The following is a 17516-nucleotide window of genomic DNA, read 5'->3' on the forward strand; positions in this document are numbered from 1 at the left end:
GGCTCCTTTCTCAGCTGAACAGATCGTCCAGCAGGTCTTGGCTGAGTTCGGCCAATTCAAAATCGGAAGGCGTAAATTCCACGTCGTCCCCTTTTTTCGTGCAATGGTCGAGCACTTTTTGCAGCTCTTCGCGAATCCCGGCCAGCAGACGCTCTGCGGTCGCATCTTGAAAATGATGGCGGCTGTAGGTGACCGCCATGTGCAGCTGCCCCTTTGCCACATAGGCGTTGATGTCCAGCAACGCGGTCAGCGCATTCTGCGGCGCCGACTCGGAAGTTTCGTCTGCGCCGCCGCTCCACGCCAGCCACTCGTTGTCAAACGAGGCGTCAAAATCCCCGAGGTAGTTGAAGCGGATCGGCTGCGGGGGCTGATGCGCCGCTTGCAGCTCATCTGTCAGGTGCCGGAGCACACCGTAGCCAAACCCGTTGTGCGGCACCCGGCGCAAGGTTTCTTTGACAGCGCGGATCTGCTCGCGGGTGTCGCCGCCATGCACCGGCAAGCGCACCGGGAACATCGTGGTGAACCAGCCGACGGTGCGCGACAGGTCGAGCTCACCGAGCTCTTCCCGGCCATGCCCTTCCAGCTCCAGCAGGACCGCATCGCCGCCGCTGAACGTTCCGAGCGCAGCGGCCAGCGCGGCGATGATCAGTTCATGCGGCTTGGTGCTGTACGGGTCGTTGGCAGCGCTGAGCAAAAGCGAGGTCACGTCGGCCGGAAGCGCAACGCCGATGGTGTTGCTGTGCTCTACCAGATGCTCGCCATGGTCGAAATCGACCGGGAACGGGCGCACCGGCTGCAGGGCCTGCTCCCAATAGGGAGTTTCCTGCAGCAGGCTGTCTTGGCGGGCGTAGGCGGCGAGCGCCTCGGCCCACTCCTGCATCCCGTGCGTTTTCGGCGGCAGTTCGACCGGCTGCCCGGCGCGGATGTGTTCCAACGCCGTCACGAAATCGCCGAGCAGAATGCGCCACGATACCCCGTCGACAACGAGATGGTGGGCGGTGAGCAGCAGTTGCTGCGGTGCATCGCTGCGCTCGAACAGGCAAGCGGCGAGCAGAAGATCGGCGGAGAGGTCGAAACTTGATTTGCTGGCCAGCGCCTGCTCGCCGATCAGCTTGTGCTGTCCTTCCTGCGTCAGACCTGACAGGTTCGTCACTGCGACAGACAGGTGCGGCGTTGCATGCAGCTCGTTGTAGAACAACGCTCCGGTTGCCGGGGCAACGGTCAGGCGCAGCGCATCGTGCCGTACCACCAACGCGTGTAGCGCCCGCTCGATCTCCTGCCGCTCGACCCGCTGTTTCAAGGTCAGGAACAGCGATTGGTTGTAATAGCCGGGCGCGGCGAAGTTCTGGTCGCCAAACCAGCTCTGGATCGGCGTGATGCCCACTTCGCCTGTGCGCAGGGACTGGTCGGCGAAGTGGCTTGCCGCGTGCTGCTCCAGCAGGGCGGACAGCTCGCGCACCGTTTCGCAGCCGAGCAGGTCTTTGACTTTGACCGTGTAGCCCAGCTCCGGCAGCTTGGCGGCGATCTGGATGGCTTTGATCGAATCGCCGCCCATGCTGTAGAAGAGATCGTCCAATCCCATGTCCGGCGCGCCCAGCACGCGGCGGTAGATGGCGAGCACTTCCTGTTGCAGCTGCGAAACGTCTTGCGCTGCGGCCTGTCCTGCCGGTGTGATGCTTGCCGGTGTGGGCAGGGCGGCGCGGTCGATTTTGCCATTGCGGGTCAGGGGCAGTCGTTCCACCGCGACGAACTGTGCCGGGATCACGGCGGAGGGCAGCGAACGGGACAGGTGTTGGCGCAACTGAAGGGGCGCGATCCCAGGGTCTGCCGCCACATACGCGCAGAGGAAGCGGCGTCCGTCTTCCTGCTCCAGGTCGAGCACCGCCGCTTCCTGCACGCCGGGATGGGCGAGCAGCAGGCTTTCGATCTCGCCGAGCTCGATCCGGTAGCCGTTGATCTTCACCTGATGATCGAGACGGCCGAGATATTCAATGTCGCCGTTGGCGCTGCGTTTCGCCCGATCGCCTGTGCGGTACAGCCGCGTGCTGCTGCCCGGTGCGGTGACAAACCGCTCGGCCGTCAAGTCCGGTCGGTTGAGATAGCCGCGAGCCAGCCCGTCGCCGGAGATGTACAGCTCGCCTGCCGCACCGGGCGGCTGCGGCTGCATCTGCCGGTCGAGGATGTGAATCCCGGCGTTGGCGATGGGACGTCCAATCGGCACGTCCGCCCCTCGGTCAGCCTCCGCGTCAAAACGATGGATCATGCAGCCGACCACCGCTTCGGTCGGGCCGTATTCGTTGTAGATCTCCACGCCTGCAAACAGCTCTTCCGCTTGCCGGGCGACGCTGGTCTTCAACGCTTCGCCGCCGACGATCAGCCGCTTGAGCACAGAGCCTGACGCATCGAAGTCCTGCAACAGCGCCAGATGGGCAGGCGTCAGTTTGAGAATCTGCGTGCGGTTCTCCCGCAACAGGCGGTACAGCACGAACTCCGGCTGGTCGTCGCGGTAGATCAGCACGGGGTTGCCGCTGAGCAATGGCGTGAAGATCGACGTGACCGTCAAGTCGAACGCCAGCGAGGAATACAGGGCGAACGCCTCGTCCTCGTGGCGGATATACGCTCGTTTCGCCCACCAGACGTAGTTGACGAGGCCTTGCTGCTCAATGACCGTGCCCTTCGGCTTGCCGGTGGAGCCGGATGTGAAGATCACATAGACCGGGTCGTGCGGCCCGCTGGGTTTTTCAGGCGCTGTGGAGTCTGGCGCGTAGTTCGCCGCCTCCTGCAAGTCGATCCATTCGCCCGGCCAGTGCAGCGGCAGACGCTCCCGGCAGTTGGACAGCACCAGCTCCGGTGCGGCGTCGGCCAAGATGGTTTGGTTGCGCTCCACCGGCGACTCCGGGTCGAGCGGCACGTACGCGCCGCCCGCCTTCAGCACCGCAAACAGCCCGACCAGCATCTCCGGGGAGTGCTCTGCCAACAACCCGACCAGCACGCTCGGCCCCACCCCTTTTTGGCGCAAGGTATGGGCCAGGGAGTTGGCCTGCTCGTCCAGCTCGCGATAGGTCAGCGTCCGCTCCCCGTCGCAAACGGCGATACGATCCGGCGTGCGGGCCGCCTGCTGGGCAAACAGCTCCGCGATCGTCTGCTCTTTGGGATACGGTGCTGCGGTGTCGTTCCACGCTGCGATCTCCTGCAGCTCCTGCTCGGTCAGCAGCTGCAGCCGGCCGACCTCCTCCTGCGGCTGATTCGCCACCTGCAAGGCCAGTCCCAGCAGGTGGCGGTGCATCTGTGCGATCTGCTCCGCTGTATAGTCGGCCAACTTGTAATCGTAGGCCAGTGTGATCTGTCCGCTGTCCGACCATTCTTTGACGACCAGTTGCAACGCATACGTCTGATGCCCGCTGTACATTTCGTACAGCTCCGCCTTGCTGCCGCCAAAATCATTGCGAAACGAGTTGTTGTAGTAGTTGACACAGACTTGGAACAGGCTGTCATATCCGTTGCGCTTCAGCTCCAGATCCTGGGCCAGCAGATCGTACGGATAGCGCTGGTGCAACAGGCAGTTGCGCAGCTGCTTGTCGACGGCGCGCAGGAACTCGAGAAACGTCCCTGCGTCCGGCACTTGGGCGCGAAACGGCATCGTCGAGGTGAACATGCCGAGGATGGCTTTTTCCTTTTGCCCGGAGCGGTTCAACACCGGCACGCCAAGCACCAGGTCCTCCTGCCCGGTCGTGCGGTTCAGGTAGATCAGCATCAGCGCTGTGAAAAACGTATTGTACGAACAGCGTGCCTGCTCGCAAAACGCCCGGATCGCCTCCGAGGCAGCTCCCTCCAGATCGAAGGCCAGTCGGCTCCCGGCCGTGTCGGCAGCCGACTTGCGCAGATGCGCCAGCCCGTCGAGATCGGCAAACAGCTCCGTCCAATAGGCCCGGTCTTTCTGACAGCGTTCCGATTGCAGATACGCCTGCTCCCGCTCCAGAAAATCGGTGTAGGCGTGCGTCTCGTCTGCTGCCGGCTCCCCTTGCTGCAAGCGGGTGTAGTTGGCCAGCACCCCTTCGACCGCCACTTTGATCGACCAGCCGTCGGCGATCAGGTGGTGGAATTTTGCCAGCACGCCGCCTTCTGCCGCCGAGAGACGAAACGTTGCAAAGTGGCAGAGCAGGCCGCCCGCCAGCTCAAACGGGCGGGCAAACTCTTCCTCCAGCCAGCGCTGATACGCAGCCTCCGGGTCTTCCTCACGGCTGAAATCGAAAAACGGAATCTCCTGCTCCGCTCCCTCGACCGCAGATTGCGCCGCGTCGCCGTGCTCTTCGACCAGCCGGATGCGCAGCGACTGCTGCTGGCGCTGCAGGTGGCGCACCGCTTCGGCAAGCAGCTCATAGTCGAGGCTCGCCCGCACGCGGAGCGTTCCGCCGATGTTGTGCATCGCCGTGTTGGGATTGATTTTTTCCAGATACCAGATTCTCTTTTGCGGATGGGTCAGCGCGACAGGACGTTGCATCGGACGGTCTCCCTCCTTTTCTAAAGCGTCTTCGCCAGCAGTTCGGCGCACTTTTCTTCCAGCAGGATCACTTTGTCGAGCGCGGCGAGGATACGCTTTTGGCTGTAGGTGTCGGTCATCTTCGCTTTCAGCATGCCGTTGCGCAGCGCGTACCAGGCGATGACCGTCTCGTTGACGGCGGTCAGCAGCTCCGGGTCGATCTGCTGCTGATACAGCTTGGGCTCGTGCTGTTCGAGGTAGTAGAGAAACTCGTAAAAGCCGCTGCGCACATCGTTGATCGGTTTGAGGAACTCCCACCAGTCGGCGATGTGCTCTTTCGCAGTGTCGCCCATCGCCACGAGGTCGCCCCGGAACTTCTGCAAGCCGCTGAGCCCGGCCCACTCGCCGTCCGATTCGCCGCCGACCATCAAGGCATGGCAGTTGATCATCTGCGTGCGGAACAGCTCATCGGAATAGTGGAAATCGGGTCGGGTCAATCGCACCATCAGCTTGTCCCCGGCCTGATACGCCGTGTCGATCACGCCGGCATCCATCCAGTCGGTAAACACGGTCGGCCAGAAGTCGGTCATGCGCAGGCAGTCGTTTTCCTTGTCCACATCGACGACAGCGAGGGCGTGCATCTCGTGTTTGCTTTGAAACGCATAGTACCACGGCACATGCCAGCCGTCGACGAAGATGAACAGGGCCTCGTCTTCGTTGATCGCCGTCTCAGCTGTCGCGCGCAGGTCTTCTTCTCGCAGCATCGTGATCTCGATGCCGTAGACGCGCTGCAGCGAGTTCATCCACGCCGGCGCTTCCCCGGCCTTGTTGATCGAAAAATCGGTGTGCGAGCGGTAGAAGAAGCCCCAGCTGTCGGAGAGGAACCATTGAAACGGAAAGCCGTGCGCGACGAGATAGGAGCAGACCAAGGCGCGTTCGCAGTTCAGAAAGTCAAAATTGTAGTTGTTGTAATGCAGCAGCACCGGTTTGTCCAAGGAATAGGTTAACGGCATGCCAAGACCCCCTTAGGAAAGTGATAGTTGCGCTTCCAGATAGTCCGCCAGTTTGCGGATCGTGTTGTAGTTGAAGAGGAGCAGGTCTTCCGAAGGCAAGTCCAGATCTTCGAGCATCACTTCGAATTTGACGGAGAGCAGCGAGTTGCCGCCGATCTCAAAAAAGTTCTCGTTCACGCCGACCCGGCTTTTGCCAAGCAGCTCTTGCCAGAGCCCGGCCAAAGTGGCTTCCAATTCGGTCTCCGGAGCGTCGTACAGGCTGTCCTGTGTTTCCGCCTGCGGAAGCGGCAGCGCGGCGCGGTCGATTTTGCCGTTGCGGTTCAAGGGCAGCTGTTCGAGCTGCACATACTGGGTCGGAATCATATAGTCGGGCACAAGCTGCTTGAGATGCGCCCGCAGCGCCGCCGCATCGGGCATCGTCGCAGCCACCACATAGCCGATCAGATGCATGTGTTCGGCCGCCATGTCGGTGCGGGCGGTGACGACCGCTTCCTGCACGTCAGCGTGTTGGAGCAGCGCCGTTTCCACCTCGCCAAGCTCGATGCGGTAGCCGCGAATCTTCACCTGATGATCGACGCGGCCGAGATAGATGAGCCGCCCGTCGGGCAGCTGTTTGACGAGGTCGCCCGTCTTGTACAGGCGCGTGCCGCTCGCAAACACGCCCCGGACAAATTTTTCAGCGGTCAGATCGGCCCGGTTCAAGTAGCCTCTCCCAAGCCCCGGACCGGCGAGGCACAGTTCGCCCGCTTCCCCCGGCGTGACGGGCTGGAGCTGTTCGTCCACAACGGCGGCGGTCACGTTCAAAAGCGGCTGCCCGATGTGGATCGGCTCCCCGTCCTGCATCAGGGTGCCGGTCGCCCAGACGGTCGCTTCGGTCGGCCCGTACATGTTGAAAATGGCGGCTTGGGAAGCGGCGCGCAGTTCTGGCAGCAGACCCGGCGGGAACGCTTCGCCGCCGATCAGAATCTGCCGGATCGAGCAGGGCAGCGTCCCATTCGCCCAGACCAGTTGCTGCATGCGCGACGGCGTCGTCTGCAGGATGGTGACCTCATGCTGCCCGATCAGCTTTTGCAGCACGCGCGGGTCTTTTTGCTGCTGTTCATCGGCGATGACGATGCCCAGCCCGCTGATCAGCGCCCCGATCGTCTCCAGCACCGACATGTCAAACGAGATGCTCGCCATCGCGAGGATCGTCTCCTCCGCAGAGAACGCGAGAAACGACTCAATCGCCGTCTTCAGATGGGCGATGGCGCGGTGTTCGATCATCACGCCTTTCGGGCGGCCGGTGGAGCCGGAGGTGTAGATGACATAGATCAGATCGTCCGGCGTGTTGCGCAGCTCTGGGTTGTGGATTTCCGCCGCGCAAACGGCGGGGTCGTGCAGATCGGCGACACGGCCTTGGAAGGCGAGCTGCTGCCCAAGCCCGCGATGGGAGAGCAGCACGGCCGCGCCGCTGTCGGCGAGAATCTCTTCGCTGCGCGCCGCCGGATACTCCGGATCGAGCGGCAGATAAGCGGCGCCCGCTTTCACAATGCCGAGCAGCCCGGCGATCAGGTCGGTCGAGCGCTGCATGTACAGCGCGACGAGACTGCCCGGGAGCACGCCTTGTGCCCGCAGGGCATGGGCGATCCGGTTGGCACGCTCGTTTAACGCGCCGTACGTCAGCTGCTCGTCGCGGTGCATCAGCGCGATGCGCTCCGGCTGGAGAGCTGCCTGCTCTTCAAACAGCTCCTGCACGGTGCAATGGCGAAACTCCGTCATCTCTTCGTCACTCCTTCCTCAGCCTGCAGACGCTCGATGTGGGCGGCCAACTCGCGGATTGTACGGTGCGTGTAGATCGCCGCATCTTCGATCGGCAGGTCGAGATTCTCGATTTCCACTTCCATCTTCACCGCGAGCAATGACTGCCCGCCCAGTTCGAAAAAGTTGTCGTGAACGCCCACCCGCTCGACGCCGAGCAGTTTCTGCCAGATCTCGGCAAGCGCGGTCTCAAGCTCCGTGCCCGGCGCTTCATAAGCGGTGCCGGTGCCAACCTGCAGGTCTGCAGCCGGGAGCGCCTTGCGGTCCGCCTTGCCATTGGCATTGAGCGGGATGCTGTCCAACTGGATAAACTGCGCCGGAATCATATAGTCGGGCAGCGTGCGGGCCAAATGGTCGCGCAGCTTCTGGGTTTCGAGCGTATGGCTGGCCGTGACATAGGCGATGAGCATCTGGCTGCCGTTGCTGTGCGTATGGGCGATGACGACCGCCGCTTTGACGCCTTCCGCTTCCAGCAGCTGCGCTTCGATCTCGCCAAGCTCAATGCGGAACCCGCGGATCTTCACCTGATGATCGATCCGCCCGAGGTACTCGATGTTCCCGTCGGGCAGCCAGCGCGCCAAGTCGCCGGTGCGGTACATGCGACCGGCCGGTGCCAGCTCATGTGCAACAAATTTTTCGGCGGTCAGCTCCGGACGGTTGAGATACCCGCGTGCCAGCCCGGTCCCGGCGATGTACAGTTCGCCGCTGACGCCGACCGGCTGGGGATGGCCATAAGCATCCATGACATAGAGCTGATGGTTGTCGATCGGCTTGCCGATCGGAATCAAGTCCGGCTCGCCCGGCTGCGAGCAGTCATACCAGCTCACGTCGACCGTCGCTTCGGTCGGCCCGTAGAGATTGATCAGGCGGGTGCCGTGGTGCGCCTGCAACTGCCGCTTGAAGCGGACCGCCTGTTTGACGCCCAGCGCCTCTCCGCTGGCAAACACATAGCGCAGCGTGCCCAGTTCGCCCCTGCGCCCGCCCGCTTCCAGCACGTCGAGAAACACGCTGAGCATCGACGGCACAAAATGCATCACCGTCACGCCGTGGCGGCCGACCGCGTCGATCACCTGCTCCGGCTCTTTTTCCCCGCCCGGCTGCAGGAAGCAAACGCTCGCTCCGGCCAGCATCCACCAGAACAGTTCCCAGACCGATACGTCAAACGTAAACGGCGTCTTTTGCAAGATCACATCCTGATCGGTCAGCGGGAATTGCTTTTGCATCCAGGCCAGACGGTTGATCACGCTGTGCTGCTCGATCAAGGCGCCTTTGGGCTGACCGGTCGAGCCCGACGTGTAGATCACATAGGCGAGATCGGTCGGCCCGCTCATCAGTTCCAGATCCGCAACATCGCCGCCGCTAAGCAGGTCGTTCAGGCCGATGACGGTGCCGGCAAAATCGGCGTCGCCAAGGAGGCTCTCCGCCCCTTGCACCAGCAGCACTCCGGCGCCGCTGTCCGTCAAAATATAGCGGGTGCGCTCCAGCGGGTGATGCGGGTCGAGCGGCAGATAAGCCCCGCCCGCCTTGAGAATCGCCAAAATGCCGATGATCAGCTCCGGCGAACGCTCAGCCAGCAGCGCGACGATGCTGCCCGGCCCAACGCCTCCTTCCCGCAACTGGCGGGCGGCTGCGTTCGATCGCTCCTGCAGCTCACGGTAGCTGAGCGTGCGGTCGTCAAAAATCGCGGCGGCCTTGTCCGGCGTCTTGGCCGCTTGCCGGGCAAACAGCCCGGCGAGCGTCGTGTCCTGCGGATAGGGAGCTGCCGTGAGGTTCCACGCCGCGATCTGTGTCTGCTCCTCCGCCGTCAGCAAGCTGATCTCGCTGATGAGGAGCTGCGGGTTGGAGAGCACCTGCCCGATGATCGTGCGCAGGTGCCCTTCGACCCGCTCGATCACGGCGCGGTCGTAGACGAGCGCGTTGTATTTCAACTGCACGGTCAGCGTGTCGCCGGTCATGACGATCACGTCGAGGTTGAAGTTGGTCTGCTCAAACATCTCCGCCTCGCGCACCGTAAATCCAACGTTGTCCTCGCCGAGCTCGCGGGCCAGCTTTTGGTCGACCGGGAAGTTTTCAAAGACGAGGATGTGATCGACCAGCTCATCTTTGAGCGGCGTTTTCAGCTGCAGGTCGGGGAACGGGTAGAAATCGTGCTTTTCCCCGGCCAGCGCACGCTCCTGTACGCGGCGCACCAGTTCGGAGAACGAGGTGTCGCCTGTGCTTTGCACGCGCACGGGAACCAGATTGATAAACAGGCCCACCATCGTCTCGATGCCTGGGATCTCCGCCGGACGCCCGGAGACGACCGAGCCAAACACCACATCATCGGTGTGGTTGCAGCGCTGCAGCATGATGCCCCAGATCGCTTGGAACACGCTGTTCAGTGTCGCCTGTTGCTTGTTCGCCAAGTTTTGCAGGCCGGACTTCACTGTTTCGTCCAGCGTGAAGACCACCTTTTCCTGCCGGGATGCGCCCGGTGCGGCCGGCGTCTTGCGCAGCGGCAGCACCGCCGCCTGGTCATATCCGGCCAGCTCGTTCAGCCAATGGGCTTCGGCCGCTTCCCGATCCTGTTTTTTCAGCCATTTGATGTAGTCGCTGTACGGCTTCACCTCGCCGAGCTGGAGCTGCGTGCCTTGTGTGAGCGAACGGTAGATCTGGAAAAACTCGCCCATGACAATCCCGTTGCACCAGCCGTCCATCAGGATGTGATGGAAGCTCCAGACCACCGTGCAGGCGTCCGCTGCCGTTTGCAGGACGGAGACGCGCATCAGCACGTCTCGCGAGATGTCGAAGCCCCGCTTTTTGTCCTGCTCTTTGAAACTGGCGATAAACGCCGTCTGCTGTTCCGGCGCGAGGCCGGAGATGTCCTGCCAGTCGATGTCAACGGAGCGCTCTTTGAGCACGACTTGGCGGGGGCGCTCCATGTTCTGATGGACAAAGATCGTCCGCAAAATGTCGTAACGCGCCACCAGTTGACGGAAGCTCTCCGCAAACGCGGCCCGGTGCAGCTCCCCTTCCAGCGACAAGGTCAACTGTTCGAAATAGACGCCCGATTTCGGGTAGAGCAATGAGTACGCCATCATCCCTTCCTGCATCGGCGTCATCGGATAGATCTGCTGAATCTGCGGTTTGGTCTCCACGGTTTGTTCCCTCCCCCTCCTATAAGCTGAGTCCGCTGATAAAGTCGGACAGGTCTGCAAACTCTTCCAATGACAACTCATCGTCGCCGAGGTCGGTCGGCGTCAGTTCGGTATCTTCTTTTTGCGTGCAGTGTTCGAGGATCGCACGCAGATGCTGCAGGTACAGCCCCAGCAGCTTGTCGATCGTAGCTGGGTCATATTCCAGCGCGTTGTAGTTGACGCTGAGCTGGAACACGCCGCCGGCCGTCATGCCGTTGATGTTCAGCGCGGTATGGCGCTCCGAGGCGGGCGAGATCACATCGCCTGTCGCCGCTTCCGAGACGGCAAACACATCGGTCTGCAACGTCTGGTCGAACTGCCCGAGATAGTTGAAGGAGATCTCCGGCGCAAAGGCGTGGGCTGCTGTCTGCTCCGGCTGTTGCGCTCCACTCGCGGCGAGGTATTTCAGCACGCCGTAGCCGGCCCCTTTGTTCGGGATGCGGCGCATGTTTTCTTTGACCGACTTGAGGAGATAGCCAAGGTCTTTGCCCGGCTCAAGCTGCAACAGCACCGGGAAGATCGACGTGAACCAGCCGACGGTGCGCGAGATGTCCAGGTTGGAGTCGAGGTCTTCGCGGCCATGCCCTTCGAGGCTGACCGGCACGGAGTTCAGTCCGGCCCAGTCCTGCACAGCCAGTCCCAAGGCGGTGAGCAGGAGATCGTTGATCTCTGTGTTGTACGCTCTGTTCGCCTGCTTGAGCAGGAGTTCGGTCTCCTCAGGAGTCAAGCCGGCCGTTGCGATGGCGCTGTCCTGCATGCGGTTGGTCGCCGCGTGGCGGTCTTTGGGCAGTCCGGCCGCCGAAGTGGATTCGATCTGCGCCCAGTACGCTTTTTCCTTTTGCAGCTCTTTGCTGCCGGCGTAGGACTGCAAGTGTTCCGCCCAGGACAGGAACGAGTCGGTCTTCAGCGGGAAGGAGATCGTTTCCCCCGCCAGCGCCTGCGTGTACCCTGTGACAAAATCTTCGAGCAAAATGCGCCATGACACGCCGTCGACGATCAGGTGATGCAAGATGATCAGCAGGTGGTCGCCTTCATCGGTCCGCGCCAAGCCCAGCTTGAGCAGCGGGCCTCGCTGCAGGTCGAAACTGCTCTGCAGGCGGTCGGCGTCTGCCAGTTCGAACGCTTCCAGCTCCACGGCCGCCTGGTCCAGCCCTTGGTTGATCTGCACAACGCCATCGCCTTGCGTTGTAAAGACCAAACGCAGCGCATCATGGTGTTCGAGCATCTTGGCAAACACCATTTGGACGATGTCTGCGTCGAAACCGTCCGGGCGGTGGAGCATCACCGCTTGGTTCCAGTGGTGCGCATTCGTCAGCTTTTGGCTGAAGAACCAGTGCTGGGCCGGGGTCAGCGGCACGATGCCTGCGACCGGGCCTTGATCGATCGCGCGGTCCTGCATCTGCAGGCGCGGGCGCAGCGTTTCGATCGTCGGGTATTGGAACAAGTCCGGCATGTTCAGCTTCAAGCGGTGTTCATGCAGGCGGGCGGAGACTTGGATCGCTTTGATCGAATCGCCGCCGAGTTCAAAGAAGTTGTCTTTGATCCCGACCTGTTCTGCGCCCAGCACTTCTTGCCAGATCAGGGCGAGGATCGCTTCCAGCTCGTCGGTCGGCGGCAGATACTCGACGCCAAGGCTCATGCTGCCATCCGGCATTGGCAGCTCGCTGCGGTGCACTTTGCCGTTTGGCGTCAGCGGCAGTTCGGCCAGTTGGACAAAATGCGCCGGGATCTGGTACGCGGCCAGTTTGGCTGCTAATGCTTCGCGCAGTTCGGAGACGGTAAATTCCCGGTTGCCAACGACATAGGCGCACAGGTAGTTCGCGCCCTGGTCGTCCGTCAGGTCGATCACCGCCGCCTGGGTGACGCCATCGATCTGCAACAGTTGCGTCTCGATCTCGCCCATTTCGATCCGGTAGCCGCGGATCTTCACCTGGTGGTCGATGCGGCCAATATATTGAATTTCGCCGTTGGGCAGCCATTTCGCCAAGTCGCCCGTGCGGTACATGCGGCCCGATGAGGCGAAAGGATCCCGGACAAATTTTTCCACGGTCAGCTCCGGACGGTTCCAATAGCCGCGGGCGAGCACAGGACCTGCGATGCACAACTCGCCGACAACGCCGACCGGCTGCAGGTTGTCCTGCCCGTCCACGATGTAGGCGCGGTAGTTGCCGATCGGACGCCCGATCGTCACCGCATCGTCATGCGTCACTTCTTTCATCGTGCTGCAGACGGTCGCTTCGGTTGGCCCGTAGGCGTTAAACAGGCGGGCAGCGGTCAGGCCGCGCAGTTCATGCACCAGATGCTGCGGCAAAGCTTCCCCGCCAAGCAAGACGATCTGCAGGCGGCTGAGCACGCCGCGATGCACCGTGTCGGCGGTCAGCATTTGCATCCGCGACGGCGTGGCATGCAGGACGTCGATCCCCTGCCGCCCGATCAGGTCGAGCAGGAGCGCCGGATCGCGGTGCTCCGCTTCATTCGTCACGACGATGCGCATCCCGATGGCGAGCGCCAACACCGTCTCAATGACCGAAGCGTCAAAGGAGATGCTGCTTTGCGCGAGGATCGTGTGTTCTGCCGACAGCCCGTACGCCGCCTGATAGGCTGCGATCAGGTTGTTGACGGTGCGGTGCTCGATCATCACGCCTTTGGGCAGGCCGGTCGAGCCGGAGGTGTAGATCAGGTAGGCCAGATCTTCCTCCGTGCAAAGCGGGGGCAGGTTCTCGCCTGCACCGTTGTACAGATCGGCGTCATCGAGCAGCAAAAGTTCGCCGCTCAGCACCGCTTGCAATCTGTCGGCCAGATGCGACTGGGTGAGCACCGCATCCGGCTGGCAGTCTTGCAGTAGATACTCGATGCGGTCGAGCGGATACTCCGGATCGATCGGCACGTATGCGCCGCCCGCTTTCAGTGCGGCGAGCATGCCGATGATCATCTCGGGAGAACGTTCCATGATCAGCCCAACCCGCGAGCCTTGACCAACGCCTTTTTGGCGCAGCGCTCTTGCCGCCTGATTGGCGCGGGTGTTCAGTTCGCCGTAGCTCAAGCTCAGGTCACCAAAGACCAGCGCCGTTTTATCCGGGTCGGCCGCAGCATTGCGTTCAAACTGCGAGTGAATACTCCCGCCCGCTTCCACGGCGAGCCCGGACTGGTTGAAATCGTGCAGGATCTGCTGCTGCTCCGCTTCGGGCAGCATGGTGAGTTCGCCGAGGCGCCGGTCAGGATGCTCGACGATCGTCTGCAGCAGATGCAGGAAGTGGCCGGACATTCGGCGCATCGTACTTTCGGCAAACAGCTTGGTGCTGTACTCAAACTCGACCTGCAGACCGCCTTCCGCTTCCATCGCCAGCACGGTCAGTTCGAATTTTGTCGTTTCGCCTTCGAACGGATAGGGCTCGATCTTTAAGCTCTCCACCGCCAGCTCTTTGATGTCGAGGTTGTGCAGAACAAACATCGTATCGAACAGCGGGTTGCGGCTCAGGTCGCGCTTGATCTGCAGCTTGTCGATCAGCTCTTCCAGCGGATAGTCCTGGTGCTCGTAAGCTTGCAGGGCGCGGTCGCGCACTTCGGCCAGATAGTCGCGCCAACTCAGCTGCGGAACCGGCTGATTGCGCATCGCCAGCGTGTTGACGAACATCCCGATGATGCCTTGCACATCCGCATGCGATCGTCCGGCGATCGGCGAGGCGACCACGATGTCCTCTTGCCCGCTGTATTTGGCGAGCAGCAGCTGATAGGCGGCCAGCAGGAACATATACAGGGTCGTGCCCGATTCGGCGACCTGCTTTTTGATCAGCTCGGTCAGCTCGCGGCCGACTGCAAACGTAAAGGCGTGTCCTGCAAAATTTTGCACCGTCGGGCGCGGATTGTCGGTCGGCAGGTTCAGTACCGGAATCTCACCGCTGAAACGTTCCAGCCAAAACTCTTCCTGCCTTTGCCCGGTCCCGGAGCGCATCGCTTCGTTTTGCCAAGCCGAAAAGTCTTTGTATTGCACCGGCAGCGGCGGCAGTTTCTCGCCCGCATAGAGGCGGGTAAACTCCTGCACCAAAATGTCGATCGACATCCCGTCGGAGATGATGTGGTGCATGTCGAACAAGAGCAGATAGCTGTCATCCGGCCGCTTCGCAAATCCGAGTCGCAAAAGCGGCGGTTTTTCCAGATCGAACGGACGAACGAAACGGCGAATGATCTCCGCATCCGTCCCGGCCGGGTCGGTGTCGTGCTCGATGTGGAGCTCGACCGTTTGATGCACGCGCTGCACCGGCTCGCCATTGACCCACTCGAAGCCGGTGCGCAGCGTCTCATGGCGCTCGGTCAGCTGGGCGAGCACCCCTCGGAAGCGCTCCAGATCGAGCTCGCCTGCCACCCGCATCACGCGCGGCATGTTGTAGATCGTCTGCTCCGCTTCCAGTTGCTGCAAGATCAGCATGCGCTTTTGCGGCGAGGAGACCGGGTAGTACGGCTGCTCCTCCACTTTTACGATCCCGGTATAGACGCTTTCCTGTGCGCTGTCCATGTACGCGGCCAGCCCGCGGATCGTCGGATGCTCGAAGAACGTTTTCATCGGCACTTCCACATGGAAGCGCTGGTGAATCTTCGAAGCGAGCATCGTGATCTTCAGCGAGTGCCCGCCGAGTTCAAAGAAGTGATCGTCGATGCCGATCGGCGTCAGGCCAAGCACCGCTTCCCAGATCGCCGCCAACTCCTGTTCACGCTCGTTGCGCGGCGCGGTGTAGGAACGGCTCGACTTGCCGGCCGGGCCGGACGGGGCGGGCAGCGCTTTGCGGTTGATCTTGCCGCTGGTCGTAAGCGGCATCACGGCGAGCGGCAGGAAATAGGCCGGGATCATATAGTCGGGCAGATGGGAGGCCAGACGCTCGCGCAGCATCGCGACCGGCAACTCTTCCCCGTCGGCCGGCACATAGTAGGCGGCGAGCGCCTTTTGTCCGCCGCTCTCCTCGACCGGCATCACGGCCGCTTCGAGAATTTCCGGTTGTTGGAGCAGGCGCGATTCGATCTCGGTCAGCTCGATGCGGTAGCCGCGAATCTTCACCTGCAGGTCGATCCGGCCGAGATGCTCGATCCGGCCGTCCTGCAGCCAGCGCGCCAAGTCGCCCGTCTTGTACAGGCGCGTGCCCGGCTGAAACGGATGCTCGACAAACGCCGCAGCCGTCAGGTCGGGGCGGTTCAGATAGCCGCGCGCCAATCCGTCGCCTGCGATGCACAGCTCGCCCGCCACGCCGATCGGCTGCAGGCGCCCTTTTGCATCGAGGATCAGCACCGAAGTGTTGTGGATCGGGGTGCCGATGTCCACCGTCTCCTGCCCGGTGAGGTCTTGCAATGTGGACCAGACGGTCGTCTCCGTCGGCCCGTAGGCGTTGTAGATCTTGGCTTGCACCAGCCTGCGCAAGTCGCTCTGCAGCAGATCGGGGAACGCTTCCCCGCCGATGATCAGCTCGCTCAGCCCGGACAGGCTGGCCCGCGTGCTCTCTTCAGCCAACAGCTGCTGCATCCGCGACGGCGTGGTCTGCAGGATGTCGACGTTCTGCTCCGAGATCAGCTCGCTGAGCAGCTTCGGGTCGCGCTGCTGCTCTTCATCGGCGAGCACGATGCGCAGGCCGTTCAAGAGCGGCACCCACGATTCCAGCACGAAGATGTCAAATGAAATGCTGGTCAGCGCCACGACCGACTTGCCCGGCGTAAACTCGATGCGGTCATGCATCGCCTGAATGAAGTTGGCGACGGTGCGGTGTTCGATCATCACGCCTTTGGGAACGCCGGTCGAGCCGGACGTATAGATCACATACGCCAGTTGGCTGGAGTCTTGCGCATAGGCTGCGGTGGACTCTGTTTGCGGGATTTCCTGCTTCCACTCCTCCGCATCGAGGCACACGTAGTGCTGCAAGGCTCCCTCTTCCTGCAGGGCGACGAGCGTCTCCAGCTGTCCGGTGCTCGACGCCATCCATTCGATGCCGGCATCGGCAAGCACCGCTTTGATCCGTTCGCGGGGCAGGCTCGGGTCGAGCGGCACATAAGCCGCCCCGGCCTGCAAAATGCCGATCATCGCCGCAAACAGCTGCGGCGTGCGCTCCATCAAGAGTCCGATGCGCACATCCCGCGCCAGTTCCACACGGCTCTGCAAAAAGCGGGCAAACTGCGCCGCCCGTTCAGCCAGCTCGCGGTACGTCCACGTCACTGCACCGCAGACGACCGCCGTCTCCTCCGGCGTTTTGGCCGCTTGCTCAGCAAACCATTCGTGCAGCAGCTTCTCGCGGGGATACTCGGCGGCGGTGCGGTTGAAGCTGTAGAGCAGTTGCTCTTTTTCCACATCGTCCAGCAGCGCCAGATCGCCGACCAGCCCGTCCGGCTCACCCGTCGCCTGCTCCAGCAGGTGCAGAAAATGCCGGGCTGCCTGCTCGGCCGTCTTTTGCGAATACTGCGCAGCGTTGTAATCGAGGGCAAACAGCAGTGCGTCCTCGGTGCGCGTGAAGCGGAATACCATGCCGTGCTGTGCGCCGACAAGCGCCGAGACGTCATGGATGCTGTCCAGCACCACCACGAGGTCGAACAGCGGCGAAGCTTTCTCCCGCATCTCCAAGCCGAGATCGAGCGCCAGACGCTGGTGCGGATACCGGCTGTGCTTGTACGCTTCGATCAGTGCGGTGCGCAACTGGCCGAGAAACCCGCGAAACGTCTGCGCTTCCTCCACACTTTGGCGGACGGGCAGCAGGTTGGCCGGCTGCCCGCCTTCTCGCAGCGACAAGGTGCCGACAACCGGCGTTTCCTGTCCGGCATAGCGATGCACCAGCAGCATGGCACCGGCCGTCAGCAGCGTGTGCAGGAGCTGATCGGACTGTTTGCAGATCTTTTGCAGCTTGTCCCAGAGCGCCGCATGCAGCGGCAGGGTCAGCGTCTTTTGCTGCCCCCTGTCCGCTCCCTGGCGCGGAGCATCTGCCGGCAGGGCCGACGAGCCAAGCTCTCCGGAGAGTCGGCTCAGCCAATACGTTTTTTCTTCCACAATCGCTTTGTCATAGATGAGCATGAGAACAC

5 protein-coding genes are annotated in these 17516 nt (G+C 62.2%); all 5 read right to left on the reverse strand.

Annotated elements, in window-relative coordinates; translation table 11 throughout:
* Positions 1 to 10 precede the first annotated feature (10 nt).
* From CBW65_RS06745 to CBW65_RS06765, 5 genes are read right to left on the reverse strand one after another with little or no spacing between them, the layout of a single operon-like run.
* Entirely contained in the window at positions 11 to 4501 is a 4491-nt protein-coding gene (locus CBW65_RS06745) for a non-ribosomal peptide synthetase (protein ID WP_087456211.1), read from the reverse strand.
* Positions 4502 to 4521: 20 nt separating this feature from the next.
* The gene (locus CBW65_RS06750) at positions 4522 to 5493 is read right to left on the reverse strand and encodes a hypothetical protein (protein ID WP_087456212.1); all 972 of its coding nucleotides are present in this window, start codon (positions 5491 to 5493) and stop codon (positions 4522 to 4524) included.
* Positions 5494 to 5505: 12 nt separating this feature from the next.
* Entirely contained in the window at positions 5506 to 7254 is a 1749-nt protein-coding gene (locus CBW65_RS06755) for a non-ribosomal peptide synthetase (RefSeq protein ID WP_087456213.1), read from the reverse strand.
* Positions 7251 to 10430, reverse strand: coding sequence for a non-ribosomal peptide synthetase (locus CBW65_RS06760; protein WP_198299771.1), 3180 nt, complete (start codon positions 10428 to 10430; stop codon positions 7251 to 7253). The genes CBW65_RS06755 and CBW65_RS06760 overlap by 4 nt, the downstream gene beginning before the upstream one ends.
* Before the next feature lie 19 nt (positions 10431 to 10449).
* Positions 10450 to 17508 carry a non-ribosomal peptide synthetase gene (locus tag CBW65_RS06765; RefSeq protein ID WP_087456215.1) on the reverse strand — a complete coding sequence of 2353 codons (7059 nt, stop codon included), beginning with the start codon at positions 17506 to 17508 and terminating at the stop codon, positions 10450 to 10452.
* Positions 17509 to 17516 lie beyond the last annotated feature (8 nt).

The organism is Tumebacillus avium (genome assembly GCF_002162355.1).
Taxonomy (GTDB): domain Bacteria; phylum Bacillota; class Bacilli; order Tumebacillales; family Tumebacillaceae; genus Tumebacillus_A; species Tumebacillus_A avium.

Bases quoted from the DNA above. Each gene is read 5' to 3' on its own strand.
- CBW65_RS06755 (WP_087456213.1), bottom strand. From the start codon at position 7,254: ATGACGGAGTTTCGCCATTGCACCGTGCAGGAGCTGTTTGAAGAGCAG.
- CBW65_RS06765 (WP_087456215.1), bottom strand. From the start codon at position 17,508: ATGCTCATCTATGACAAAGCGATTGTGGAAGAAAAAACGTATTGGCTG.
- CBW65_RS06745 (WP_087456211.1), bottom strand. From the start codon at position 4,501: ATGCAACGTCCTGTCGCGCTGACCCATCCGCAAAAGAGAATCTGGTAT.
- CBW65_RS06750 (WP_087456212.1), bottom strand. From the start codon at position 5,493: ATGCCGTTAACCTATTCCTTGGACAAACCGGTGCTGCTGCATTACAAC.